The organism is Shewanella sp. MF05913 (assembly GCF_059758095.1).
The window spans coordinates 110,905-135,724 of record NZ_JCAYNT010000008.1 but is presented as its reverse complement, the minus strand read 5'-3'; the positions used below and the strand labels follow the sequence as shown (position 1 = coordinate 135,724).

The 24,820-nt window shown below is 43.1% G+C and carries 25 protein-coding genes; 15 read left to right on the top strand and 10 right to left on the bottom strand.

Annotated elements, in window-relative coordinates; all coding sequences use genetic code 11:
* Window positions 1-14: 14 nt before the first annotated feature.
* The 3 genes from iscR to trmJ form a co-directional block, all read right to left on the bottom strand.
* Complete coding sequence (gene iscR / locus AC19MV_RS11795; RefSeq protein WP_432402759.1) at window positions 15-476, bottom strand: Fe-S cluster assembly transcriptional regulator IscR; 462 nt, start codon at window positions 474-476, stop codon at window positions 15-17.
* Between the two features lie 231 nt (window positions 477-707).
* Window positions 708-1,529, bottom strand: coding sequence for a serine O-acetyltransferase (cysE, locus tag AC19MV_RS11790; RefSeq protein WP_432402757.1), 822 nt, complete (start codon window positions 1,527-1,529; stop codon window positions 708-710).
* Between the two features lie 17 nt (window positions 1,530-1,546).
* Window positions 1,547-2,269, bottom strand: coding sequence for a tRNA (cytosine(32)/uridine(32)-2'-O)-methyltransferase TrmJ (gene trmJ, locus AC19MV_RS11785; RefSeq protein WP_498307739.1), 723 nt, complete (start codon window positions 2,267-2,269; stop codon window positions 1,547-1,549).
* A gap of 150 nt (window positions 2,270-2,419) precedes the next feature.
* Between trmJ and suhB the strand changes: the two genes are divergently transcribed.
* From suhB to AC19MV_RS11740, 9 genes are all read left to right on the top strand, one after another.
* A complete protein-coding gene (gene suhB / locus AC19MV_RS11780) occupies window positions 2,420-3,223 on the top strand; it encodes an inositol-1-monophosphatase (protein WP_432402752.1) in 804 nt (267 codons plus the stop codon).
* A gap of 158 nt (window positions 3,224-3,381) precedes the next feature.
* Window positions 3,382-3,792 carry a phosphate-starvation-inducible protein PsiE gene (locus AC19MV_RS11775; protein ID WP_498307738.1) on the top strand — a complete coding sequence of 137 codons (411 nt, stop codon included), beginning with the start codon at window positions 3,382-3,384 and terminating at the stop codon, window positions 3,790-3,792.
* Between the two features lie 142 nt (window positions 3,793-3,934).
* The gene (locus AC19MV_RS11770; RefSeq protein WP_432402748.1) at window positions 3,935-4,237 is read left to right on the top strand and encodes a PilZ domain-containing protein; all 303 of its coding nucleotides are present in this window, start codon (window positions 3,935-3,937) and stop codon (window positions 4,235-4,237) included.
* Window positions 4,238-4,343: 106 nt separating this feature from the next.
* Window positions 4,344-5,012, top strand: coding sequence for an AAA family ATPase (locus AC19MV_RS11765; RefSeq protein ID WP_498307736.1), 669 nt, complete (start codon window positions 4,344-4,346; stop codon window positions 5,010-5,012).
* Window positions 4,999-5,343: a replication protein RepA gene (locus AC19MV_RS11760; RefSeq protein WP_498307734.1), complete on the top strand. Its 345-nt coding sequence runs from the start codon at window positions 4,999-5,001 to the stop codon at window positions 5,341-5,343. Before AC19MV_RS11765 ends, AC19MV_RS11760 begins: the two co-directional genes overlap by 14 nt.
* Window positions 5,344-5,446: 103 nt before the next feature.
* Window positions 5,447-7,123, top strand: a complete 1,677-nt coding sequence (locus AC19MV_RS11755; RefSeq protein ID WP_498307733.1) for a LytS/YhcK type 5TM receptor domain-containing protein — start codon at window positions 5,447-5,449, stop codon at window positions 7,121-7,123.
* On the top strand, window positions 7,120-7,830 hold the full coding sequence (btsR, locus tag AC19MV_RS11750; RefSeq protein WP_498307731.1) for a two-component system response regulator BtsR: 711 nt from the start codon (window positions 7,120-7,122) through the stop codon (window positions 7,828-7,830). The genes AC19MV_RS11755 and btsR overlap by 4 nt, the downstream gene beginning before the upstream one ends.
* Window positions 7,831-7,992: 162 nt before the next feature.
* On the top strand, window positions 7,993-9,453 hold the full coding sequence (locus tag AC19MV_RS11745; protein ID WP_432402740.1) for a carbon starvation CstA family protein: 1,461 nt from the start codon (window positions 7,993-7,995) through the stop codon (window positions 9,451-9,453).
* Window positions 9,454-9,561: 108 nt separating this feature from the next.
* Window positions 9,562-9,927 (top strand): VF530 family protein, encoded by a 366-nt coding sequence (locus tag AC19MV_RS11740; protein ID WP_498307729.1) that lies wholly within the window; start codon window positions 9,562-9,564, stop codon window positions 9,925-9,927.
* Between the two features lie 151 nt (window positions 9,928-10,078).
* Here the strand turns inward: AC19MV_RS11740 and AC19MV_RS11735 are convergent, their stop codons facing one another.
* From AC19MV_RS11735 to AC19MV_RS11725, 3 genes are read right to left on the bottom strand one after another with little or no spacing between them, the layout of a single operon-like run.
* Entirely contained in the window at window positions 10,079-10,981 is a 903-nt protein-coding gene (locus tag AC19MV_RS11735; RefSeq protein ID WP_498307727.1) for a hypothetical protein, read from the bottom strand.
* A 20-nt stretch (window positions 10,982-11,001) separates the two neighbouring features.
* Entirely contained in the window at window positions 11,002-11,610 is a 609-nt protein-coding gene (gene ribA / locus AC19MV_RS11730) for a GTP cyclohydrolase II (protein ID WP_432402734.1), read from the bottom strand.
* A 37-nt stretch (window positions 11,611-11,647) separates the two neighbouring features.
* Entirely contained in the window at window positions 11,648-12,004 is a 357-nt protein-coding gene (locus tag AC19MV_RS11725) for a YibL family ribosome-associated protein (RefSeq protein WP_432402732.1), read from the bottom strand.
* 353 nt (window positions 12,005-12,357) lie between these two features.
* On the opposite strand from AC19MV_RS11725, the gene AC19MV_RS11720 reads away from it, so the two are divergent.
* Both AC19MV_RS11720 and AC19MV_RS11715 read left to right on the top strand, forming a co-directional pair.
* On the top strand, window positions 12,358-14,808 hold the full coding sequence (locus AC19MV_RS11720; RefSeq protein WP_498307726.1) for a TonB-dependent receptor: 2,451 nt from the start codon (window positions 12,358-12,360) through the stop codon (window positions 14,806-14,808).
* 162 nt (window positions 14,809-14,970) lie between these two features.
* Window positions 14,971-16,209 (top strand): NADH:flavin oxidoreductase/NADH oxidase family protein, encoded by a 1,239-nt coding sequence (locus tag AC19MV_RS11715; RefSeq protein WP_498307724.1) that lies wholly within the window; start codon window positions 14,971-14,973, stop codon window positions 16,207-16,209.
* Here the strand turns inward: AC19MV_RS11715 and nrdG are convergent.
* The 3 genes from nrdG to rssA form a co-directional block, all read right to left on the bottom strand.
* Entirely contained in the window at window positions 16,196-16,666 is a 471-nt protein-coding gene (gene nrdG / locus AC19MV_RS11710; protein WP_498307722.1) for an anaerobic ribonucleoside-triphosphate reductase-activating protein, read from the bottom strand. The two genes, AC19MV_RS11715 and nrdG, sit on opposite strands and share 14 nt — an antisense overlap.
* Entirely contained in the window at window positions 16,666-18,783 is a 2,118-nt protein-coding gene (gene nrdD / locus AC19MV_RS11705; protein ID WP_498307720.1) for an anaerobic ribonucleoside-triphosphate reductase, read from the bottom strand. Before nrdD ends, nrdG begins: the two co-directional genes overlap by 1 nt.
* A 538-nt stretch (window positions 18,784-19,321) precedes the next feature.
* Complete coding sequence (gene rssA / locus AC19MV_RS11700) at window positions 19,322-20,266, bottom strand: patatin-like phospholipase RssA (protein ID WP_432402722.1); 945 nt, start codon at window positions 20,264-20,266, stop codon at window positions 19,322-19,324.
* Between the two features lie 189 nt (window positions 20,267-20,455).
* On the opposite strand from rssA, the gene AC19MV_RS11695 reads away from it, so the two are divergent.
* The 4 genes from AC19MV_RS11695 to AC19MV_RS11680 all read left to right on the top strand — a co-directional run bounded on the left by AC19MV_RS11695 (window position 20,456) and on the right by AC19MV_RS11680 (window position 24,128).
* Complete coding sequence (locus AC19MV_RS11695) at window positions 20,456-21,811, top strand: DEAD/DEAH box helicase (protein WP_498307718.1); 1,356 nt, start codon at window positions 20,456-20,458, stop codon at window positions 21,809-21,811.
* Window positions 21,812-21,945: 134 nt separating this feature from the next.
* Entirely contained in the window at window positions 21,946-22,383 is a 438-nt protein-coding gene (locus AC19MV_RS11690) for a DUF3010 family protein (protein ID WP_432402718.1), read from the top strand.
* Between the two features lie 206 nt (window positions 22,384-22,589).
* Entirely contained in the window at window positions 22,590-23,144 is a 555-nt protein-coding gene (locus AC19MV_RS11685) for a YgjP-like metallopeptidase domain-containing protein (RefSeq protein WP_432402839.1), read from the top strand.
* Between the two features lie 324 nt (window positions 23,145-23,468).
* Complete coding sequence (locus AC19MV_RS11680; protein ID WP_498307716.1) at window positions 23,469-24,128, top strand: nitroreductase family protein; 660 nt, start codon at window positions 23,469-23,471, stop codon at window positions 24,126-24,128.
* A gap of 119 nt (window positions 24,129-24,247) precedes the next feature.
* Here the strand turns inward: AC19MV_RS11680 and AC19MV_RS11675 are convergent, their stop codons facing one another.
* Complete coding sequence (locus tag AC19MV_RS11675; RefSeq protein ID WP_498307714.1) at window positions 24,248-24,622, bottom strand: VOC family protein; 375 nt, start codon at window positions 24,620-24,622, stop codon at window positions 24,248-24,250.
* Window positions 24,623-24,820: the final 198 nt, after the last annotated feature.

The following is a 24,820-nucleotide window of genomic DNA, read 5'->3' as shown; positions in this document are numbered from 1 at the left end:
TCAACATAGTTGAGTTACAAACTCACTCTATGTTCCTTTTGTATTTCATCTTGCTTTAACGAGATAAACTGAACGTCTCGCTTTTGCATTAAGCCCGCAAGCGAAATACCATCTAAAAACTCAGAAATTTGTTTACTTAAGTCACCCCATAACGAATGGGTTAGGCAACGAGTACCGCTTTGGCAGTTACCTTTTCCTTGACAACGAGTGGCGTCTACAGATTCATCAACAGCATGCACGACCATACCAACTGATATATCAACGGCTTCTAAACCTAAACGGTAACCACCACCGGGTCCGCGAACACTCGACACTAGACCATGTTTACGTAACTTAGCGAAGAGTTGTTCAAGATAAGACAAAGAGATACCTTGTCTTTCAGAAATATCGGCTAAGGGCACTGGGCCAGTAGCTGAGTGAATAGCAACATCCAGCATAGCTGTCACTGCATAGCGACCTTTTGATGTAAGTTTCATAACTTGTACTGCTCCCAAAAAGTATGCAGTAATTTCACCATACCCGACTAATTTAGTCAAGTATTAATCCTACTAAACTAGTCGGGTATTAAGACATGTCTTATAACAAAAAGGTTTAATTTTTCGCTGGGGTATTTAACCTTTTTATCTTGTAAGATTCAATGCCGACGAGGCAATTAATCGCATTATCGGCTATTTATTTGACCTGAATCTACAATGACTTAGCTATCGTTAAATACTTGGATCAAACTTGTCGATATCTTGTTTACGATTACTTGCTGCATTTCGTTCAGCTTCATCAAACGCATCGACGGTTAATTCTGGCAACTTTTTGGTACACACATCACCGCCCATTTGCTGTATCGCTTGACACAACTCTTGGACTTTTGAATCCATTAAATGCATGTGATCAAGCATTTGGCCTATTGCATTCGCCACCGGGTCGGGATTATCTGGTGATACCGCATAGGCATCAAAACCATACTTTTTAGCCATTTCTGTGCGACGTTCGGTTTTCTCTTTTGACTGATTAGTGGGTGTAGCCACCACACGACCAGGTATACCCACGACGGTATTATCAACAGCCACATCTTTTACAACCACAGAATTCGACCCCACGCGGGCACCGTCGTGCATAGTAATAGGCCCTAATATTTTAGCGCCTGCACCAATAACTACGTTGTTCCCTAAGGTCGGATGGCGTTTGCCTGGCTGCCAAGTCGTCCCGCCCAACGTCACGCTATGATAAAGCGTGCAATCGTCGCCAATTTCGGCCGTTTCACCAATGACAACGCCCATACCATGGTCGATAAAGAAACGTCGACCTATAGTAGCGCCGGGATGAATTTCAACCCCAGTTAACCACCGTGAAAAGGTCGATAAACATCGTGAAGTAAAGCGCCAATTAGCTCGCCAAAGTTTATGACTGATACGATGGATCCAAATTGCGTGCATACCGGGATAGTTAAATATAATCTCGAGAGTACTGTTTGCCGCAGGATCGCGGTGATAAATCGACTCGATGTCTTCTTTAATTCTAGCAATGACGCCCATGGTGTGTTCCTTACGGATTAATCTTGTTTATCCATTTTCTTGTCAATGGAAGTCAAAATGCCACGAAGAATATTCATCTCTGGGGCTTCAATACGCGCACGAGTATACAAACGACGTAACTTTGTCATGACTTGACCAGGATGGTTTTTGATCACAAAACCCGTTTTGGACAAGGTTGACTCTAAATGAACAAAGAATCGTTCTAACTCAACCGTTAACGGATACGCTTCAGTTTCAGGCGCAGCTTCGGTTTGCGCTAAATGTGCAACTCGAGTTTCATAACAAATGATTTGCACAGCTTGAGCTAAGTTTAGTGAGCTGTATTCAGGGTTGGCAGGAATAGCCACATGATAAGTACATTGTTGTAATTCTTCATTACTTAACCCGTGATTCTCACGGCCAAATACAATTGCCACTGGACCAGTAAGACTTTCTTGAGTCAATTTTAGACCCGCTTCGCGTGGATCTAGCATCGGCCAATCTAATGTACGACTACGCGCACTGGTTGCAATCACTAAACTGCAATCGGCAATCGCTTCTTGTAAAGAGTCGACCGTAGTGAGATTTTTTAATATATCAGATGCACCTGCAGCAAGCGCGATAGATTGACCATCAGGCTCGGTACGCGGTTCGGCAAGATATAAATTAGATAAACCCATGGTTTTCATTGCTCTGGCGGTAGAGCCAATGTTACCTGGGTGAGATGTTCCAACTAAAACAACACGAATATTACTGAGCATGAACGACTTTCTTTTGACAAAAAATATTGCCCATATATTAACACAGTCGTTGTTTATTACGTTATATGAAAATCTGCATTTGATATAATCTCTAGATTAAGTATAATGCGGGCGCTATTTTACTCGTTCTTTAACATCCAGGGGATTGCAATGCATCCAATGTTGACTATTGCCACACGCGCTGCACGCGCTGCGGGCCAAACTATTATGCGCGCCTATACTGAACTTGACCGTGTTGAGGTTAGCAGTAAAGGTATTAATGATTTTGTGACTAGTGTAGACAAGGAAGCAGAAGCAACTATTACTTATCAAATTCGTAAATCTTACCCAGATCACACTATCGTGGGTGAAGAAGACGGTGAAAACCGTGGTACCGACAAAGATTACGTTTGGATAGTTGATCCTTTGGATGGCACTAACAACTTCGTTCGTGGTATTCCTCATTTCGCAGTTTCTATCGCAGTTCAATATAAAGGCAAAATTGAAGTTGCCGTTATTTACGATCCTGTTCGCGAAGAACTGTTCTCTGCCGTACGCGGTAAAGGCGCTAAGCTAAACGATTTCCGTTTACGTGTAACCAATGTTAACGACCTTAGCAATACCATGATTGGTACTGGCTTCCCATTCAAGGCTCGTCAGCACACTGACACTTACATGGCTATTTTAGCTGAAGTATTCCCGCAGTGTGCCGATTTACGCCGTACCGGTTCTGCAGCATTAGACCTAGCTTACGTTGCAGCTGGCCGTTTAGATGGTTTCTTCGAAATTGGTCTAAAGCCATGGGACATAGCAGCAGGCGACTTAATTTGTCGTGAAGCTGGCGGCACCGTCACTGACTTTATGGGTGCTCACAACTACATGACATCTGGCAATATTGTGGCTGGTAGTCCAAAAGTAACCACGCAATTGGTTAAAACCATACGTCCGTTACTAAACGAAGGATTAAAGCGCTAAGCTTTCCCCTCGACAAAACATGATTAAACACCGCTAATAGCATTTATGGCTATTAGCGGTTTTTTTGTCTTTGAATTTGCTAAAGTTGAGCCAGATCACTGGGCAAATTATCGAAACTCACCGATAATAGATATTCATTTGCGTCCAGAATAACCATTATGCCATTACATAAAGCGAAAGACTTAAGCATCAAATCCTTAAAGAGCTTTGAACATCTAGTCCTGTTCATTATTGCCCTAGCCACCTTATTTGCTATCGGTGAAGAAATTCTCCACATGATCGCTATTCGCACCGTTGAATTAGCCGACTTACTCTTGCTATTCATTTACCTCGAAGTACTTGCCATGGTAGTTAACTACATCGAGTCGGGTAAGCTCCCAATTCGCATGCCGTTATACATTGCCATCGTCGCGTTAGCGCGTTATCTCATTTTAGATATGAAGGGCATGGAAGACTGGCGCATTTTAGCGATATCGCTATCGACCATCGTATTGGCGTGTACTGTCATTGTGATCCGTTGGGGTCAGTTAAAAATGCCTTACCCTAAAAACCAAGATTATGACAATTAGAATAGCGTCATTAAAACCAAGGTTATTGAACATTAACTCTGCCTTAGCGCTTGCTTAACAAAGTAATTATGCTAACAATAAGATTAATCGTAGCAAGACAACACCCATTAATTCAGTGTTTTGATTTTCAAGGAGCGACAGTATGGGCCAAGAGCCAACAGGATTTGACGAAAAACGCGGTTCACTTAGAGTTGATATGGAAGCAGAACGGGTACGTTTAGATTGGATAAACGCCCAAGGTGAGTCTTGCCTGGACTATGGGGTTTGCATTGATTTAGCCCGAAAAGGCGTATTGCTAGACTTTAAAGCGGCTTTTAAACTTGGTGATCTCATCGCAATTACCTTCAACGAAAACACGCCTAAGCAAAATACCATTAAAGGCCAAGTGTGTCGCTGTATAGAATGCACGCCACAAAGCTACCATATTGCGCTGCAATTAATTTAACGCATTGAATATTCCATGCAGTCTGAGTGGGCTGCTCTATACTCAATAGATAACCAGCATCACCCATTTGCGACGTTATACGACGTTAAGCATAGAGGACCGAAACATGATATTGCTCGTTGGTGGAGAAAAAGGTGGCAGCGGAAAAAGCTGTTTAGCGCAAAACCTTGCGGTTTACATAACCCAAAAATTCGATGCCAATGTGTTGATGGTAGATTGCGATCCTCAGCGCACAACATCAGATTGGATCCAAGCTCGCAACAATGACCCCAGCTTAAAAGCCATTAATTGTATTCAACTCTATGGCAAAATTCGTAATGATCTGTTGAGCCTCGATGAGCGATTTGACTATGTCATTGTCGATTGTGGCGGCCAAGATAACCTCGCGATGCGTGCAGCTATGTCAGTGGCAACTTATGTGGTAATTCCATTAAGACCAAAGCGCCGCGACCTAAAAACATTGCCGCACATGGAAGACATGCTTAGCACCTGTAAAATGGTTAATCCTAAAATGGTGGCGGCGATTGTGATTACTCAATGCCCTGCACTACCGTCACAAGGTAAGCGTATTTTAGAAGCCAAAGAGGTTGTGCAATCATTTGGATTACGCGCGCTAGACTCGGTCACCTTTAGTCGTAATATCTACGATGACAGCGAAGAAAGCGGCTCGTCGGTCCTCGAAATCGAACCCGAAGGTAAAGCGGCCGACGAAATTCGCGCCATTGCCGATGAGCTTTTTGCCATACCGCCAGAAAATCGTTATGAGTTTAACTGATCTCAAGCGTAAAAAGCCCAAAGACACCCGCCAAAAGGTGTCTGTGGATGACTTTATTGAAGATGCAAATAACTATGCATTAGGTAAAACAGCGGGGCAAATAGCACCGAGTCAAACTACGGCACAGTTTCTTAAAGGTCTCGATAAAAAGAGCACTAAAATCTATCGTCATGCGACATTTACTCTCACCGAAAAAAGCATTTCACAACTTGATGAAATTGCCAAAACCACCAAAGTGGCTAAATCTAAAATTCTCAGAGTCCTGATAGATGAATTTTATCAGCAACATGACAACGACCAATTAACCATATTGAGTAAGTCGTCACGTTAACCGCACTTGGTTTTCCGTAATATTATTCACGCATTCTAATTTAGCTCCGCGACCTTAGTCGGGTATGCAACTGCCCTCTAATACCATTATTTTGTGAGATACCATGTCGTTGATTTTATTACTCACGCAACAAATGTGCGTGTACCTCGTTATCGTCTACTTAGTCAGTAAAACACCGCTCTTTAAATTTTTTGCTGAGGGTTCAAAGCGCCTACCGCACAAAGTTTTTATTTATGTGGTGTTTTCACTTTTTTGTATTATGGCGACCTATTTTGGTGAGCAAACTACCGGTGCAATTGCCAATACTCGAGCCATGGGCGCTGTGCTCGGCGGATTATTAGGTGGACCAGTGACCGGTTTTTTCGTGGGTCTCACCGGTGGATTACACCGCTATTCTATGGGCGGATTTACCGATATAGCCTGCGCAATATCCACAACCCTTGAAGGTCTATCAGCGGGATTAGTCAGCTACTACTTAAACAAAGCAGGCAAATCAGAGTCGGTGTATTCACCGTCTAAAGTCTTTATGGTGACATTTTGTGCTGAACTGATGCAAATGAGCCTGATTTTATTAATTGCTAAACCTTTAGATCAAGCCTGGGCTTTGGTTTATGTTATTGCACCGCCAATGTTACTCATTAACTCGCTTGGTGCTGCCATGTTTATGAGTATCGTTCGCGATCAAAAAGCCATGTTCGATAAATTGTCATCGAGCTTTTCAACTAATGCGCTGAAAATCGCCGAACGCAGTGTCGGTATTTTATCGAAAGGGTTTAACGAAGAGTCCAGTCAAAAAGTCGCGCAAATCATCATTGAAGAAACCCGTGTTGGTGCGGTTGCCATTACTGACCGTCATAAATTATTGGCCTTTATCGGTATTGGCGCCGACCATCATTTACCTAATACGCCTATTTCGTCTCAAATAACCTTAGATGCCATAGCTCAAAATGAAGTCATGTTTGCTGACGGCGTAGACACTACCTATACTTGCTCAATCTCGAATCATTGTAATCTTGGCTCAAGTTTAGTGATCCCACTGCGCAGCAACGACGAAGTCGTCGGTACCATTAAATTGTATGAGCCTAAAAATAAGTTATTTTTAAATATCAATCGCACCCTAGGTGAAGGAATTGCACGTCTGCTGTCTAACCAAATTCTATATGGCCGCTTTGAACAACAAAAAAACTTACTCATGCAAGCCGAAATTAAATTACTCCACGCCCAGGTTAATCCACACTTTTTATTTAATGCCTTAAATACCATTGGCGCGATTATTAGTCGTGACCCACCCATGGCCAAAAAGCTGATTAAACAATTATCGCAATTTTTGCGCATCAACCTTACTCGCACCACGGGTTTGGTCACCCTAGCTGATGAGCTAGAACATATCGATGCTTATCTCGCCATTGAGCATGCGCGGTTTATCGACAAGCTTAATGTCAGCATCAACATTCCCGCCATTTATCATCATCACAAAATGCCTGCATTTACCTTACAACCATTAATTGAAAATGCAGTAAAACATGGCACATCATTGTTGTTAGACGAAGGCGTGATAAATGTTGAAGCCAGCACCGACGGCAATGACCTACTCCTCAGTGTTACTGACAATGCCGGGTTATACCAACCTTCAACCAATACTGAGGGATTAGGCATGAACTTAGTCCATAAACGATTACAAAATCTTTTTGGTGAACAATACGGTATCGAGGTTCACTGCAAAACAGATGAATTCACTTGTGTACAAGTGCGTATTCCCCTTGAAGAGGCCACATTATGATCCGCTGTTTAATTATTGACGATGAGCCCTTTGCCCGCCAAGAAGTGGCCGATCTTCTGGAGAAACACTCTGATATTGAAGTCCTAGCGCAATGTGGTAATGCGATAGAAGCGTTACAGCACATTAATCGATTAAAACCCGACCTGATTTTTGTTGATATCCAAATGCCACGAATAAATGGAATGGAATTAATTGCCATGCTCAATCCTGAGCAAATGCCTCGGGCGGTATTTATCACCGCCTTTGACGAATACGCAGTAAAGGCATTTGATAACAATGCTTTTGATTATTTATTAAAACCCATAGATGAAAAGCGCTTCAATCAAACATTAGAGAAAGTCAGAGCCAATATGGCACCTCAACTCTTAGATCCCATCTTACCTAAGCGATTAGCGCATTTACCCTGTTACAGCGGCAGTAAACTTAAAGTGGTTACCACAGCTGATGTGGAGTTTATCGTCAGTGATGTAGGCGGTATTCACGTACATTGTCGTCACGGTTTTAGTCATACGCAATTAACACTTAAAGTGCTCGAAGAAAAAACCGCGTTATTTCGCTGCCATAAACAATACCTACTCTCACCTGATGCTATCTCTGAAATTGAAATAACCGACACAGGAGCAGATGTCACCACTCACAGTGGCGCTAAAGTGCCCGTTTCACGCCGCTATCTTAAAGAATTAAAGCAATTATTAGGCTTTCAATAGTATGTTGATGCGTGACAGGTAACACGTTTTGCTCAAGGGTAAAACGCTTGAAGCGCATTATTTACCGCTTAACCCGTCAATTAAACCTGTTACCGAGTTTGGCCCCTATTAAACACCAAGATGCATTAACCTTGTCATACTATATTTATGGGGAGATATAAAATGACTTGGTTTCTACTCTGTGTTGGTTTACTCATTGGTGGGTATTTTATTTACGGGGCGTTTGTCGAAAAAGTATTCGGCATTAACACTCAACGACAAACACCTGCTTTTACTCAGACTGATGGCGTCGATTTTGTGCCTATGTCTAAAGGTAAAGTCTATTTAATTCAATTGTTGAACATTGCTGGCGTAGGCCCTATTTTTGGCCCCATTTTAGGGGCGTTATATGGCCCAGCCGCCATGTTATGGATTGTGTTGGGTTGTATATTTGCAGGTGCTGTACACGATTACTTTTCAGGCATGCTGTCGGTTCGTAATAACGGCCAATCAGTGCCTAACCTAGCCGGTAAATATTTAGGCAAGAACGCAAAACACTTTATGAATCTGTTTGCGATCATCTTATTATTACTCGTCGGTGTGGTATTTATCTCTGCGCCAGCAGGCTTACTCAGTAAATTAACCGGGTTTGATGTAACCATATTTGTCGGCATTATTTTCTGCTACTACCTGATTGCCACTATCGTTCCAATCGACAAAATCATTGGCCGTTTTTACCCTTTCTTTGGCGCACTGTTAGTGTTTATGTCTCTTGGCTTAACCATCGCATTAATGCTGTCTACTGAACACACCATGCTACCCGGTTTTGAAATGGGTGACTTCTTCACTAACCTTAATCCTAACGATATGCCATTATGGCCTGCGCTGTTCATCACCATCGCGTGTGGTGCAGTATCAGGATTCCATGCTACGCAATCTCCATTAATGGCGCGTTGTGTTGAAAACGAATCAAACGGTCGCTTTGTGTTTTTTGGTGCCATGATTGGTGAGGGTGTTATCGCACTGATTTGGTGTGCTATTGCATTGTCATTCTTTGGTGGTGTTGAAGGCCTTAATGCGGGTATGGCAGGCAACCCTGCAAACGTAGTATACGAAGCATCAAATGGGTTACTTGGCGCATTTGGTGGTTTCTTAGCTATCCTCGGTGTCATTGTACTGCCTATCACTTCTGGTGATACCGCGTTCCGCTCTGCTCGCTTAATCTTGGCTGAGTTCTTTAACATCAAACAAGTTGCACTGCCTAAACGCCTAGTGCTAGCGCTACCATTGTTTGCCATCGGTGCAATATTAACCCAAGTCGACTTCGGAATTATCTGGCGCTACTTTGGTGTCGCTAACCAAACCACGGCAGTGTTAATGCTGTGGACCGCTGCAGCATACTTGCTGCGTCATAATAAATTCCACTGGATATGTACTGTTCCGGCAATGTTTATGACCTGTGTGGTAATTAGCTTCATGCTTAACTCATCAACGTTAGGAGCAGGCTTACCCATGACAGTATCAACTGTTGCTGGCATGGTAACCACAGCGATTATTGCGGCACTGATTATTATTAAAACTAAAGGTAAAGGTGATATTGATTCAGACGATGAAGACAGCATCAATTTAGCAAACGAACAGTAATACTTACATCATCAGCAAAACGGCAGCCTCGGCTGCCGTTTTGCATTGATATCACTTTGGCAGCAATGTAGGTATAATATTGGCAAATTTAATTAGCTCTCACGGCCCATGACACAAGCAAACAACCCACTTCACGGCATAAAGCTGGAAACTATTGTTACCGAACTGGTTGAAAAATACGGTTGGGAAGAACTCGGCTCGAGGATCAACATCCAGTGTTTTAAAGATAATCCGAGTGTAAAATCGAGTTTAAAGTTTTTACGCAAAACACAGTGGGCACGTGACAAAGTTGAATACTTGTACCTTAGAGTAAACAAGTTACCTTTACCGCCACCTAAAGATGACTCTCGCAAGCCCGCGTCTAAGCCTCAACATGCTGCGGCTAAAAAGCCTCAAACGGTTAAAGCGCAAACCAACAAATCAACCGATACTCCGGGTAAACCTGTCAATGCCAACATTTGGGGCAACGGATAATCGATAAACAAAAAAGTGCTGAATATTCAGCACTTTTTTGTTTATATTGCGGCTATTGATGTCTTTAAATGCACACTCTTACAGCGCAAATAATTAAAGTGTAATTAATCACACTGTAAACAATGTAGCGCCCATCACCCGTTGAAATAGCCTATAACGGGAATTCAAAAATCAAGCGCCATACTTTTAAACCGCCGCCGACTTGATAACTTAACCCGATATGATCAATTTCAACACTGTCTAAGCCAATAGCCGAAAAATTAATCGGTTTAGAGAAAGCCAAAGTCGAGCCGATTTCATAAGTGTATGACGTTAGCACATTTTCACCGACTGGTGTGACAAACTTAAGTTGGTTAAAGTACCAGTGCCCTGCAACAAACACTCTCGGTTCAACCCGAATATCATCCCATTGCCAATCGTAATTCAAGGCAAAATCAATACCAGTTTTTAGCACCGAATAACCTTCAGTGCTGTCGTTTTGATTGCTCTTATAACCTGCATAGTAAAGACGATTAACCCACACAGGGCTGTATTCAGCGGAGCCGAAACGATACAGGCTCGACAAGCCAGTAGAGTAAATACCCACATGACTATGGGTCGAAAAGTTATGGCCGTATCCCAAATCCACGTAAGACTCTAACGTCAATTGGTCGTCCACCAGCCAATGATATTCAATACCAGGAGTTAGGGTTAGCGTACCAACGCTTTTAGGAAAACTACCACCAGGCAAGTCATTAAAAGAATAATCAAAAAAACCAAATGATGCCGTTAAGCGTAATTTCAACAGATGATCGTCAGACTCTTCAAGATCGAAGCCTAAAGGAATATTCACCACAGCCGCACTTTGGCCAGAGGTGCGATAAATACCGCTGCCTAAATAATTGGCGAAAGCGTAGTGTGAAGCATCGGGTTCGGAGGTTATCTCTTCTGCGACAGCATGATGAGTCGTCAAGATAAAAGGTAAAACGAGTGTAGAAACAAGCCAAGCTGAACGTAAAAAACGACACGATGATAAACCCGCAAGACTATGATGTCGCCTTTGATTTATCACCATATCGTTATTGTTCGATCTGCTTATTCGTCGTTGAAATGGTATTCAGACATCATATGACCAAGTTCAGTTGATTTGGTCTTCAAATATGACTCGTTGTACCGATTTTTACCCACTTGCAGTGGAATGCGTTCAGAGACTTCAATACCTGCATTTTGCATCGCCATGACTTTACGCGGGTTATTGGTCATCAGGCTGACTTTTTCTACGCCAATTTTTTTTAGCATAGGTAAAATCATGTCGTACTTACGCATATCGGCTTCAAAGCCTAAACGCTCATTGGCTTCAACGGTATTGGCACCGGCATCTTGTAATTCGTAAGCACGGATTTTATTCAACAAACCAATACCACGACCTTCTTGGCGAAGGTACAGCAAAAAGCCTTGACCTTTTTCTGCAATGTTCTGCATCGCAGCCTGTAATTGAAAACCACAATCACAGCGCAAGCTGAATAATGCATCCCCTGTTAAGCACTCAGAATGAATACGACCTAACATAGCTTGAGTGGGATCAAGTTGACCAAATGTCAATGCAACGTGTTCTTTACCTGTCGCGGTTTCTTCAAAACCGTGCATGTCAAAAACACCCCAAGGAGTGGGTAATTTAGATGTTGCGATATATTTTATCGACATGAATTAACCTTACGACAACTAACTGTAAAAGAAAATATTAAAACTTAGCAGGGGCAAAACCAGTCACTTCTTTAATGCCCATTTCGCGGCCTAATGCCGTCATTGGATGCACCACAATCAGACCTTTAACAGACTTATTCAATTTGCCCATGTCAGCTTGTTCAGCTTTCGTTAATGAACGCTTGAAGCCAAGTGTTTTTAACGCTGTGCCTTCTTTACTTAACTCACGAGTTTGCTGGCCTTTAGTGCTGGCAATACGCTTAGTTACAGTGGCGATCTCTTTCTTAAACTGCATGATAACCGTGGCATCACCACGTTGTTCAGCCGCGGCTAATTTGCGACGAAACTTGTCTAACTTATCATTTAATGTTTGCAGTTCTTGCTTTAAATTCATTTGGTTACCTTAAATACTTTGGTGTGTTATTGAATAGGCTACTTAGTTGTATACCTTACAACACCTTTTCGGATGCAGATTATATACCCAAACCCACCTAATATGCGACAACCAAACACTGCATATACAACTTTATGCCTCTCAACGGTCATGTTAGACAATGATTTAAAAAAAAAGGCAACGCCCTAAAACACCCTTTTTATTTATCCAGTGCTTATTCTACAACCAAACCGGATAAACATTGTGCAGTCTCGCGTTCTCGCAAACGTTTTTATCACATTTATGTGTAAACCTCATTGCAATCTTTATGATAATCATTATCATTCGCAGCAATTCCATCAAAGGTATCCGTTATGACATCGCTAAGACTCTCTCTACTGGCTATTGCGTGCCAAAGTGTTTTATTTCCTGTTTATGCTCAAGACTCAACGCCAACAGAATCAAATACTCCAACTCAAGCATCATCTGAGGATTATGAACGCATTACCGTATATGGTCGCCAAAACCAAGTGGTAATGAATTCAGGCCTTGCAACGAAATCAGACATGTCGCTGATGGAAACCCCCGCTGCGGTAGTGATTGTTGACGAAGCATTAATCGATGCCCAAGGCGTCAGTAACATGCAAGATTTAATTCGTAATATCAGTGGTGTGACCCAGGCGGGTAACAACTACGGTATTGGTGACAACCTCGTCATTCGAGGCCTAGGAGCAAACTACACCTATGACGGCATGTATGGCGGCGCAGGACTTGGCAACACCTTTAACCCTACCCGTTCGCTCACTAATGTCAGTTCGGTTGAAGTGTTAAAAGGCCCTGCAACCGGATTGTACGGAATGGGAAGCGCTGGCGGCGTAATGAATTTAATAGAAAAGAAGCCAGAGTTTGTCAGTAAGCATGTTATGGAAGCCGAAGTGGGTCAATGGGACACATATTCATTTATGGCTGATAGCACAGGTGCTGTCACTGACGATGTCGCCTATCGTGTGGTAGCCAAAAGTGCTCGCAGTGACGGATATCGCGACTTAGGAACCGACCGCGACGAAGTCTACGGCTCGCTAAAGTTTGTGTTGAACGACAATCAAAACCTCATGCTGTCTACCGCTTACATAAACGATTCTATTCCCGTAGATTCCATTGGCCACCCAATCCGGATTTATAATGCGGCTTCTGTAGATGGTAAAACGGCAGACCAGGTAAGTTGGCAAGATTTGGTTAATGACCCTACCAGCAGTGGCGTACAGCTCACCGATGAGCAGCGTCAACAACTGGCTAATTCATTGAGTGCATCAGATGGTGAAACACCTTACGATTTTGGTCACAATGGCTTAATTTCACCAATGGCAAAAGATAACGAAGGTGAAGAGTTACGTTTCAAACTGACTCACAACATTTACTTAACCGATAACCTGTTTTTAAACCAACAATTGCAATACCGAAATTATGAAACCAGTTTTGCTCGCCAAACTGGCGCGTATAACTACGTGTATTGGGAACGAAATGGCATCATTAACCAAGACCCACGCGCGCCGTTAGTTGAAGATGAAGTGTTATACCCTTATGCAGCTCGTCGTCAGGAGTATCGTAAAGTTTCTGCAGATGAACAATCTTGGCAATACTTTGCTGACTTACGTTACGACTTTGACATTGGCAATATCGAAAACGAACTACTGATTAATGCTAACTTTGAAGACCGCACAATTCGCTTCAAACAATACTCAATTTGGGATGCCGATTACGTATTAAAAGACAGCAATGGCGATGTATCTTACCAAGGTACCCTGCCATACATTTACGATATTCGTAACCCCAACTGGGCCGAAGGCGAATTTGAAGATTACGATCCATTACTGACCAGTAATTACAATAAAACCGTCACAGCATGGGGTTTAGGCGTACAACATGTCGGATACCTTGGTGCTGGCTTTACCAGTCGTATTGGGGTGGCATTTAATGAAATTAAACAAACCTATGAACATCTCGGGGTTGATTCCCGTTACAGCTCAAGCTTAGCTGAGCCACAACCAGAAGCGGACACAACAGATAACGGAATTACCTTCAATCTTGGCTTAACGTATATGCCAACGGATGATGTTTCAATTTTCGTTAATCACTCTAAAGGTCGTACAGCCTACAGTGTGTTGGGCGATGTTACCGGCAATGAAGCCGACCGCGAAGACTCAGAATCGGTCAGTAATGACTTAGGCGTGCGTTTCAAAGCGTTTGATGATCAACTATTAGCCTCATTAGTCTTTTTTAAATCATCACGGACTAATATTGCCTACAGTAACCCTGACTACGATAGCAGTGCGGTAACCTCTACAATAGATCCTTATTTTTACGACGGCAGTGAAGATACTAAAGGCGTCGAGCTCGATTTAAATGCCAATTTAAATGAACAGTGGAAAGTGAACGTTAATGGCGTTTACCAAGATGCTCGCGACAATCAAAATCCTAATAGCAGTGATTATGGTCAACACCAAAAAGGCGTGCCATACCTTACGGCAAGTGCCTGGGTGACTTATGCAGCAGAACTGAGTTTACCCGCGCCAATATCGGTAAGCTTAGGGGCTGAATATGTCGGTGAGCGCAGCACCAACTCAAGCTCATTTGGTATTCCAGACGGTTATGTACCAAGTTACACCGTATTTGACACTGCCATCAGCTATGATGTTGAACGGTATAAAATTCAGCTCAATATTAATAACTTACTTAACAAGTCATATTACGACAAAGCCATGTTTCTAGGCGGTTTACCTGGCGAAGAACGTAACGCTAAGTTAACGGTAACCTACCGTATCTAATCAACACTACTTAACACAACACACTGCCAGCACGTGACCGTGCTTGGCAGTGTTTTTGTTTATGGGGGTATTACTTTATGATGACAGGCATTAATCAACCTGATCTCAGGTTAATCAATAAAGAGGGAAAATCTACTCCCCCTTCATTAAGGACAATATTTAATGGCCGACAGTTTAGTTAACTCATATACCTTGCCTAACGGTGGCATCATCCCTAATCGTGTTGCCAAAGCCGCCATGGAAGAAAATCTTGCCAATGCAAAACAACAACCTGATAGCGCGCTGTTTGCACTTTACGATGCGTGGGCAAAAGGTGGCGTGGGTTTAATGATTACCGGTAATGTCATGGTTGACCGTTATGCCATGACAGGTCCTGGTGGCGTCGCGTTAGAGGCCAATAGTGATATAGCGCCATTTACACAGTGGGCCAGCATTGCTAAGCAAAAACAAGCCCGAGTGTGGATGCAAATAAACCACCCTGGCAGACAAGTGTTTAAAGCCATGGGCGGTAAAAACTTAGCGCCATCGGCTATCGCATTAGATTTAGGCAAGCATTCATCGATGTTTTCACAGCCTAAAGCCATGACTCATGATGATATTTATGATGTGATTACCCGCTTTGTAACCACAGCGAGTTTGGCCCAGCAAGCCGGCTTTGATGGTGTGCAAATCCATGCTGCCCACGGTTATTTACTCGCACAATTTTTGTCACCGCTCACTAACAAGCGCAGCGATGAATGGGGCGGAAGTCTTGAAAATAGAGCTAAGTTACTGCTTGAGGTGGTTAAACAGATTAGACAGCGATGTGGTGATAAATTTGACATCGCGGTAAAGCTTAATTCAGCTGACTTTCAACGAGGCGGTTTTGATATTGACGATGCCGAAAAAGTCATTGCTATGCTGGCGCAATATCAAGTTGATATGGTGGAATTATCTGGCGGCAGTTATGAAGCACCGGCCATGCAAGGCAGAAGCGCTGACGAACGAACCCTCGCCCGCGAAGCTTATTTTCTCAGTTTAACCAGCCAATTAGTGGCAAGTTCGCCCATTCCATTAATGTTAACCGGAGGCATTCGGCGTAAAGCCGTTGCCGAGCAAGTGCTCGAAGCAGGCTTTGCATTATGTGGCATTGCCAGTGCACTGGCATTTTACCCTAGCTTAGTAAACACATGGCAAACTCAGCCCGACTTTACGCCAGAGTTACCGAGAGTCGACTGGCAAAGTAAGCCGTTGGCGGGATTAGCAACGATGGCTATCATTAAGCGTCAATTAAGACGTATGAGCCAGGGACACACACCACAAACCGATGATTCACCAGTGTGGAGTTTATTGGTCGATCAATTTAAAACCAAACAACGGACAAAACGTTATCGCAAGATGCTCGGGATCACTCACGGGTAAATCGATGCACAATCTGATTACTGCTTCCGCGCCACAATAGCGCGGGATCAGCATTTTCTTGCTCAAACTTACCGTCAATCAATACATCAACCATTGCAACGACAGCTTGTTGCGCCTCGTTTAACTCATCGAGCTGATAACCACTCCACAGCCAAATGTCTTTATCGGGACATTCTTGCCTAACCCGTTTAACTAATTGGAGTATGGTTTCAACATTAACAGGATGCAGTGGATCGCCACCGCTCAACGTTAAGCCTCGACGCTTTATGCGGTTATCATTTAAATCTGCAATAATTTGATCTTCAAGCGCTTGAATATATAGGTGGCCAGCATCAGGTCGCCAGGTGTTTTGGTTATAACACCCTTTACACGCATGTTCACACCCACTGACAAATAACGTACAGCGGGTGCCCTCGCCATTGACTACATCAACACTGTGATAAGCACTGTAATGCATTACAAATGTTTCACTCTGCGTTTAACTTCTTCTTGTTTACCAAAATTAAATGGTCTTGCATCAGGGCTGCCTAAATAGCCACATACTCGGCGAGTCACCGACACACGGCTAGGCTCATGGTTGCCACACTTGGGGCACACAAAACCTTTGCTGGTACAATTAAACTCACCAATAAAGCCGCAATCGTAACATTCGTCAATGGGCGTGTTGGTGCCGTAATAAGGCACTCGGCTGTAGCTGTAATCCCACACGTTTTCTAATGCTTCAATGTTATGTTGCATATTGGGGTATTCGCCGTAGCAAATAAACCCACCATTGGCGATTGCCGGATAAGGCTGTTCAAAATCAATTTTATCGAACGGGTTAACTTTTTTCTCAACATCTAAATGGAAGCTATTAGTGTAATAGCCTTTATCGGTCACGCCCGCAACGACGCCAAATTGAGCCGTATCAAGCTGACAAAAACGGCTGCATAGATTTTCGCTTGGGGTGCTGTATAGGCTAAAACCATAACCGGTTTCTTGTTTCCAGGATTCGGTAGCTTGCTTGAGCTTACTGATAATCGCCACCGCTTTATCGCGAAGTGCAGCATCATCAAACACATGTTTATCAGCACCATAAATGGCATTGATGGTTTCGTGCAAACCAATAAAGCCTAATGAAATAGACGCGCGGCCATTTTTAAAAATTTCACTGACATCATCATCCGCTTTTAAGCGCACACCACACGCACCTTCCATATATAAAATCGGTGCAACACGGGCTTTAACGCCTTCTAAACGGGCAATGCGGGTATCGAGCGCTTTACGGGCGATTAATAAACGTTTTTCAAGTAACTGATAAAAACGTTGCTCATCGTTATCAGCCTCTAAGGCAATACGCGGTAAGTTTAAACTCACCACGCCGAGGTTGTTACGCCCTTCGTGCACCAGCTGCCCGTTTTCTTCATAGGCGCCTAAAAAGGAGCGACAACCCATTGGAGTTTTAAACGAACCGGTGACTTTGACCACTTGCTCATAATTTAAAATATCGGGGTACATGCGCATACTTGAACATGTGAGCGCCATTTTTTTAATGTCGTAATTAATGTCAGTTGCTTTATGGTTAACGCCATCTTTAATCGCAAACACCAATTTAGGGAATACCGCAGTTTTGCGGTTTTTTCCAAGGCCAGCCATGCGCACGGTGAGCATCGATTGTTGGATTAACCGCGATTCCCATGAGGTCCCTAATCCAAAACCAAAGGTCACAAAGGGTGTTTGTCCGTTAGCGGTATGTAAGGTGTTGACCTCATACTCTAAAGACTGGAAGGCATCGTGACATTCTTTCTCGGTTTGCGTCATCGCAAAACCTTCTTCATCGGCTACTTGCCACTTTTTCGCCACTGCAAGGTGTTTTTGATAACTTTTTTGCACAAACTCCGCGAGGACTTCATCGATGCGATTAATGGTTGTGCCACCATAAATATGGCTCGCCACCTGGGCAATAATTTGCGCCGTGACCGCTGTCGCAGTCGAAATGGATTTAGGCGTGTCTATTTCAGCATTACCCATTTTAAAGCCATGAGTTAACATGCCTGCTAAATCAATCAACATGCAGTTAAACATCGGGAAAAATGGCGCGTAGTCTAAATCGTGATAATGGATTTCGCCTTTTTCATGGGCGGCGACCACATCTTTTGGGAGCAAATGCGTTTTGGCGTAATGCTTAGCCACAATACCGGCTAACAAGTCACGTTGAGTGGGAATCACCTTGGCGTCTTTATTGGCATTTTCGTTTAAAATGGCACTGTCAGACTGTTCAACTAAGCCACGAATAGCACAATTTAGTTTACTTTGTGCTTCACGGTGTTTGTCACGGTCGTGGCGGTATTCAATATAATGACGTGCGACTGATTTAAATGGACCCGACATTAACAAGACTTCAACAGCATCTTGTAATTCGTGAATATCTACCTGGGCTTTATCAGCCATTTGCAGTTGAACCGTTTGAGCCAATTCAAGTGCATATTGATGATCTGCTTGTCCCGCAGAATCCATTGCAGCCACTACCGCATCTTTAATACGACTCGCGTCAAACGCAGTACGGCATCCGTCCCTTTTCACCACAACAAGCATACAATCCACCTTTTCAGAATGCCGCAACAAACACCATATATCGGCGCAGCAGTATCAATAAACACTATATGCTGTGTATTAGGCGCTATATCGGGCGAAGCTTCTTTGATCCAGATCATAAGAAAGCAGACTGATGGGTATAATACCAATTCCACTAATCATCTGGTCATTCAGCGGGAGTTCTGTGCCTTCTAGGCAAGTAATAGAATTGTAGGCATAGTTGCTCTCGGCAACTGCTCCTGCGTTGCTCTACCTCCTGCATCCATGCAGTCGTACGTCAAAATGCTATTAAGCAGCATAGAAGGCACAGAAACCCGCCTTGCAGGAGACACTCAGACCGTTCATTTCTTTGTTGCATTGTCTTAGAAGGGAATAACCATTATTTCAACAATGCGCCTCAAACTGAACAGCCTGAGTGACTCTGATTGGTCACATAATTAATGGAAATGGTATAGTAACTCTGCATTTAAGCGGAGTAGATAAACACTAAATTGGCGAGAGGCAGGCCACCTCGCAACCTGTGGCCTGCTGTAAAAAATTAATGTCCTGCTAGCGTAGCTTTAAGTAAATGGGCAATATCGTGTACCGCGGCCTCACCCGCTTTAATGGCTTCTTTAGCACGATGAAACTCCATCGTACCGATATCAAATACTTCAGGCACGATGCAAATATCTGGTGGCTCACCCATTAAACGAGACCGTTTATGGCGCTGCTCTAAAATATCCATCGACTGTGACATCACCGCGATCATTCCTGGATGAGACTTGCCTCCTCCGAGTGAAAATTTATCGGTCAAGCCGCTCATATAATCTTTGCCTTTGCCCCACAAATCCATAAAGCCTGATTCTAATTGCTTTTTCTCTTCTATCGGTTCAGAAGGTTTAGGCACGCGGCTTTTGACTTGTTCAGGCAACATGTGCATATGGCCGCGGCGATGACCATTTAAGTCAACTGCAATAACAATATCGACGCCCATGGCACGGCACAAAGATACCGGCACAGGATTAACCACCGCACCGTCGACTAACCAGCGGTGGTCTTGTTGTACTGGTGGTAAAAAACCCGGCATCGAGCACGATGCTCGCACGGCATGACGTAAATCTCCTTCTCTAAACCAAATTTCTTGACCAGAATATAAATCAGTCGCCACTGCGGCAAAGGGCCGCTTGAGCTGTTCAATGTTAAGATCGCCAATACGGCCCGCTAAAACATCAAACACTTTTTCACCACTGATTAAGCCGCCTTTACGCCAACCTAAATCCATTAATCCGAGCACATCCCAACTAGAGAAACCGCTCACCCAGGTTTCAAGTTCGGCTAAATGATCATTTGCGTATGCTGCGCCCACTAATGCGCCCACTGAGCAACCGGCAATTTTATCTGGATAAATATCTAATGCGGCTAAGCCTTTTAAGACCCCAATATGCGCCCACCCTTTTGCGGCGCCGCTGCCTAATGCTAATCCTACAGTCAGCTTTGTCATCGTTAATCCTTTCAAGCGAGGAATTTATTCACACGTCATTACTCATTGAATCACTTGTTGATGTTCAAAATCAAAATTTCAACCTAAACGAGTGATGTCAAAAAATAGCATAACCAAAGCGACTCTTGTTGGCTATAGCACAGTGAAACCGCTATAATCCGTGGCTATCATTTTTTAGGGGATTTACCTTTGCAATTTACCGATTTTCAATTGGACAAGCGCCTGCTTGACAGTTTAAAGCACCTTGGCATTACCACGCCTACCGATGTTCAAGCGCAAGCACTGCCCATTGCCTTATCTGGTAAAGATTTAATGGCCTCGTCTAAAACGGGTTCAGGTAAAACCTTAGCGTTTTTATTACCCGCTATGCAACGCGTTATCTCGACTCGCGCCTTGTCTAAAAAAGACCCACGCGTATTGGTATTGTTACCCACTCGCGAATTAGCTCAACAAGTATATGGTCAACTGCGTTTATTGGTGGCCAACACCCAATACAAAGCAATCAGTGTATTAGGCGGCGAAAACTTTAACGACCAGGCTAAAGCATTGGCTCGCGATCCGCATTTTATTGTCGCTACGCCAGGTCGTATTGCCGATCACTTACAGCAACGTCACCTCTTTTTAAATGGGCTTGAGCTGCTGGTACTTGATGAAGCAGACCGTATGCTCGACTTAGGTTTTGCCCCGCAGTTAAAAGCCATTAACGATGCTGCCGATCATAAGCGTCGACAAACGTTGATGTTCTCTGCCACGCTAGATCACGACAGTATTAACGAAATTGCTGCTACGTTGCTTAAATCACCGATCCATGTTGCCATTGGTGAGTCTTATTCTGAGCATAAAGACATTGAACAGCGCATTATTTTGGTAGACCATTTAGACCATAAACAAGCATTGCTGCAGCATATTTTGAAGCAAGAACAGCACAAACAAGTGATTGTGTTTACAGCAACACGCTCTGATACCGACCGTTTAGCGACATTATTAGCTGCAGAAGGTTTTGCCACCTCAGCATTGAGCGGTGACTTAAAGCAATCTGCACGTAATCAAATTATGGACAAGTTTGCTCGGGGACAGTCACAAATATTGGTTACTACTGACGTCGCGTCTCGCGGTCTTGATTTAGTCAACGTGTCATTAGTGATTAACTTTGACATGCCAAAATTTGCTGAAGAATACGTACACCGTATCGGTCGTACTGGCCGTGCTGGTGCTAAAGGTGATGCGATATCATTTGTTGGCCCTAAAGATTGGGACAGCTTTAAGAAAGTGCAGCTATTTTTACGTAAAAACTTTGATCTGACTGTCATTGAAGGCATGAAAGCTAAGTTCAGTGGCCTAAAAGACAAACCTACCACAGGCAAAGCGGACAGCGTACAACCACGTGATGCGGTGAGCGGTAAAGCAAAAGTGGCGAAAAAGGCCAAAGCAGCACCCAAGCGTGATAAACGCTTTATTACCGGTGTTGACGTAGGTGATGCGCCAATGCGCCGTAAAGCCAAACCCATTCAAATTATTGAAGAAGACAACAGCTCAGAAGACTAACTATCTTAAACTTGGGATAATAAACGTCTTTTAAGTAAACAACATTAAGGGTTGCGCATCACCATTTGTGCAACTCAATGCATAACGACACGTTCGCTATACGCCTACGTGCAGTAAAAACAGTAAGGATTAACATGAAAATTTGTGGTGTAGAATTAAAAGGCGGCGAAGCCATTATCAGTATGCTGACCTATGAAGGTGAAACCTATAACGTGCCAGCATGCCGTAAAATCTCATTTAGCGTATCAAACTCTAGCGAAACAGAATCTATCCGTGAATTTCACTTTGCTTTTCATAAGTTAATGGAAGATTACCGAGTCGATCAAATTGTGATTATTGAGCGTGAACAAAAAGGAAAGTTTGCTGGCAGTGCGACCAGCTTTAAACTTGAAGCGTCAATTCAAATCACTGACCTTCCAGTACACCTTATTTCACCTGTTGCCATTAAAGAACAGTTAAAGCGTAATCCACCGCAGGTTGATTTTGAATCGTTAGACTTAAAGCGTGTACAACAAAACGCATTCGATGTGGCTTATGTACAACATAACCGCATTATTTTTGGTAAAGCGTAAGCCTGTCACATTATGGCGTTACTGCAAATTGATCAGTAACGCCACTATCATGCCTTTATCATTCGCTGCTCATTTCATTTAATGACTCGCACCATTTAATTAGCACCCAAGTTGCCCTCATGTCAGACAACAAACCCAAAAGCCGCCAAGCTCCGCCCAAAATGCCACTTAACGCTGCTAGTCAGGCATTAAAGCCCAAAACAGATATGAGCAAGCTCATCACCAGCGCCGACATTAAACAGCGTCAAAGTGAACTTAGTGCATTACGCTTTTTGAGTGGTTATCGCGCAGATATCGTCGAGCAAATACGACAATTGGTTGATACCAATGCATTAGGCGCACACTTTTTAAGTCGCTACCCGCGCGTGCACGATATCCGTACTGACAAAGCCTTGTATGATATGACCATCGAGTTGAAAAACACTTATATGCGTCAATCAGATCCATTAGCAAAAGTAATTTTTGATGAAAAAATTAATGTCAGCCATCACGCACTTGGGTTGCATTCTTATGTCAATCGCCGCCAGGGCAACAAAGTGAAAGCTAAAAATGAAATCCGCATATCCTCACGTTTAAAGCACATCCCTTTTGAACTGCTGCAAATGGTGGTGGTGCATGAACTCGCTCACCTGCGTGAAAAAGACCACAATAAGGCCTTCTATCAATTATGTACTTTTATGCTGCCAGATTATCACCAGTATGAGTTTGATATGCGAGTATGGCTGGTCGCCGAAGAAGCGGGGCAATCTCCTTACGCGTAAGCCTCGCGTATTGAACACACCTTGTAAGACCAACTGCCTGCTAACAATAACACTCACACTAACGCCTATCGCTTATTTGCACACTTAACTCTAATGAGTGACTTCTTCGCTTAACATCTGGTTATAAATGCCCTTGTTGCTGCGTCGTAAGACAGCTTATTGTGGACTTATTTATCCATAATGATTGGACGATATGAATATGTCTATTCGGCGTGATGACCTTTATTATCCACACAACTTAGAAAGCAACAGGCTTTAGTTCGCTATCACTATTCGTTTATAAAACATCAAAGTGTGTGCTTAAATATTAATGTGGAGAAAAACATGTCTCATCAAATCATACAAGATCTTAACAACCGCTATACTGCAAAAAAATATGACCCAAGCAAACGTATATCTGTTGAAGATATGGACGTGCTAAAAGAAGCAATGCGTTTATCTGCCTCTTCAATTAATGCACAACCATGGAAATTTATCATTATTGAAAGTGATGAAGCCAAGCAGCGTTTTCATGACACTTATGCCAACATGTATCAATTTAACCAACACCATGCAAAAGCGGCATCACATATTATTTTATTTGCTTACAATCCTCGTTTTACTAAAGAACAATACAAAAAAGTAGTGGATATCGAAGTCAGCTCAGGCCATTTACCGGCAGAGATGTTTGATAATATGCTTAATGGTGGGTTTACCTTTGCAGAGGTAAATACTGATGAAAGTGGTTATAACGGCTACTGGACTAAAGCACAAACCTACATAGCCTTAGGTAATACTTTGCATGTACTGGCACGTTTAGGGATTGATTCAACCCCGATGGAAGGTGTCGATTCCACCTTAATTGGTAAAGAGTTTGAACAGGAATTAGAGGGTTTTGTATGTGACGTGGCCTTAGCAATGGGTTACCACATGGATGGCGAAGACTATAATCACGGTCTACCTAAAGCACGTTTAGCACTTGAAGATATCTTCATCGAGTTATAACTGATTATGATGGGGTTAATGCATCAACACATCGCTTAGCCCCTCATTAACATCACGATAACATCATTACACCTAACCACAAGGCAGTATAGTAAACTCTGGCTGCGGTTCGCTCCGGTTTATGAATTAACTCGCCAAGGGGGATTTAAACGATTTTCACCCGCCCAATAAAGCTTTAGCTTATTGCCACTCGGGTCAAACAATATCGCCTCACGCCATAAATAGGCTTCATCTGTGGGTAACTGAGCAAACTCAATGCCTTTTGCTAGCAAGTCATCTACCCAGCTATCTAACTCAGCATGTTCGAAGTAAATCACCGCGCCATTCATCGTCGATTCAGGCGCTAATGATAACGAAAACGAACTCTGCCCCATCGGGCATTCAAAGCGCGCATAATCTGGCGTATCAACGATTAAGGTAAACCCCAATAATTGATAAAACGCCACCGCCTTATCCATATTCGACACAGGTAATGTCACTTGATTGAGATTCATCGCTTCCTCTAATTGGTTTGGCACTTTGTGATATTCAAGTTTGTTCTATATAAGTGCAACATTGATTAAATGCCTACCGAGTTGGTGCTATTAAGTTAATCTCATCGTGATAGTCAAAAACTAATCGTCTGATAATATTAAATAAAAAGCAATCCCAATAGTTGGCATAAATCTTCCAACCTTAATGATGCTGATAAG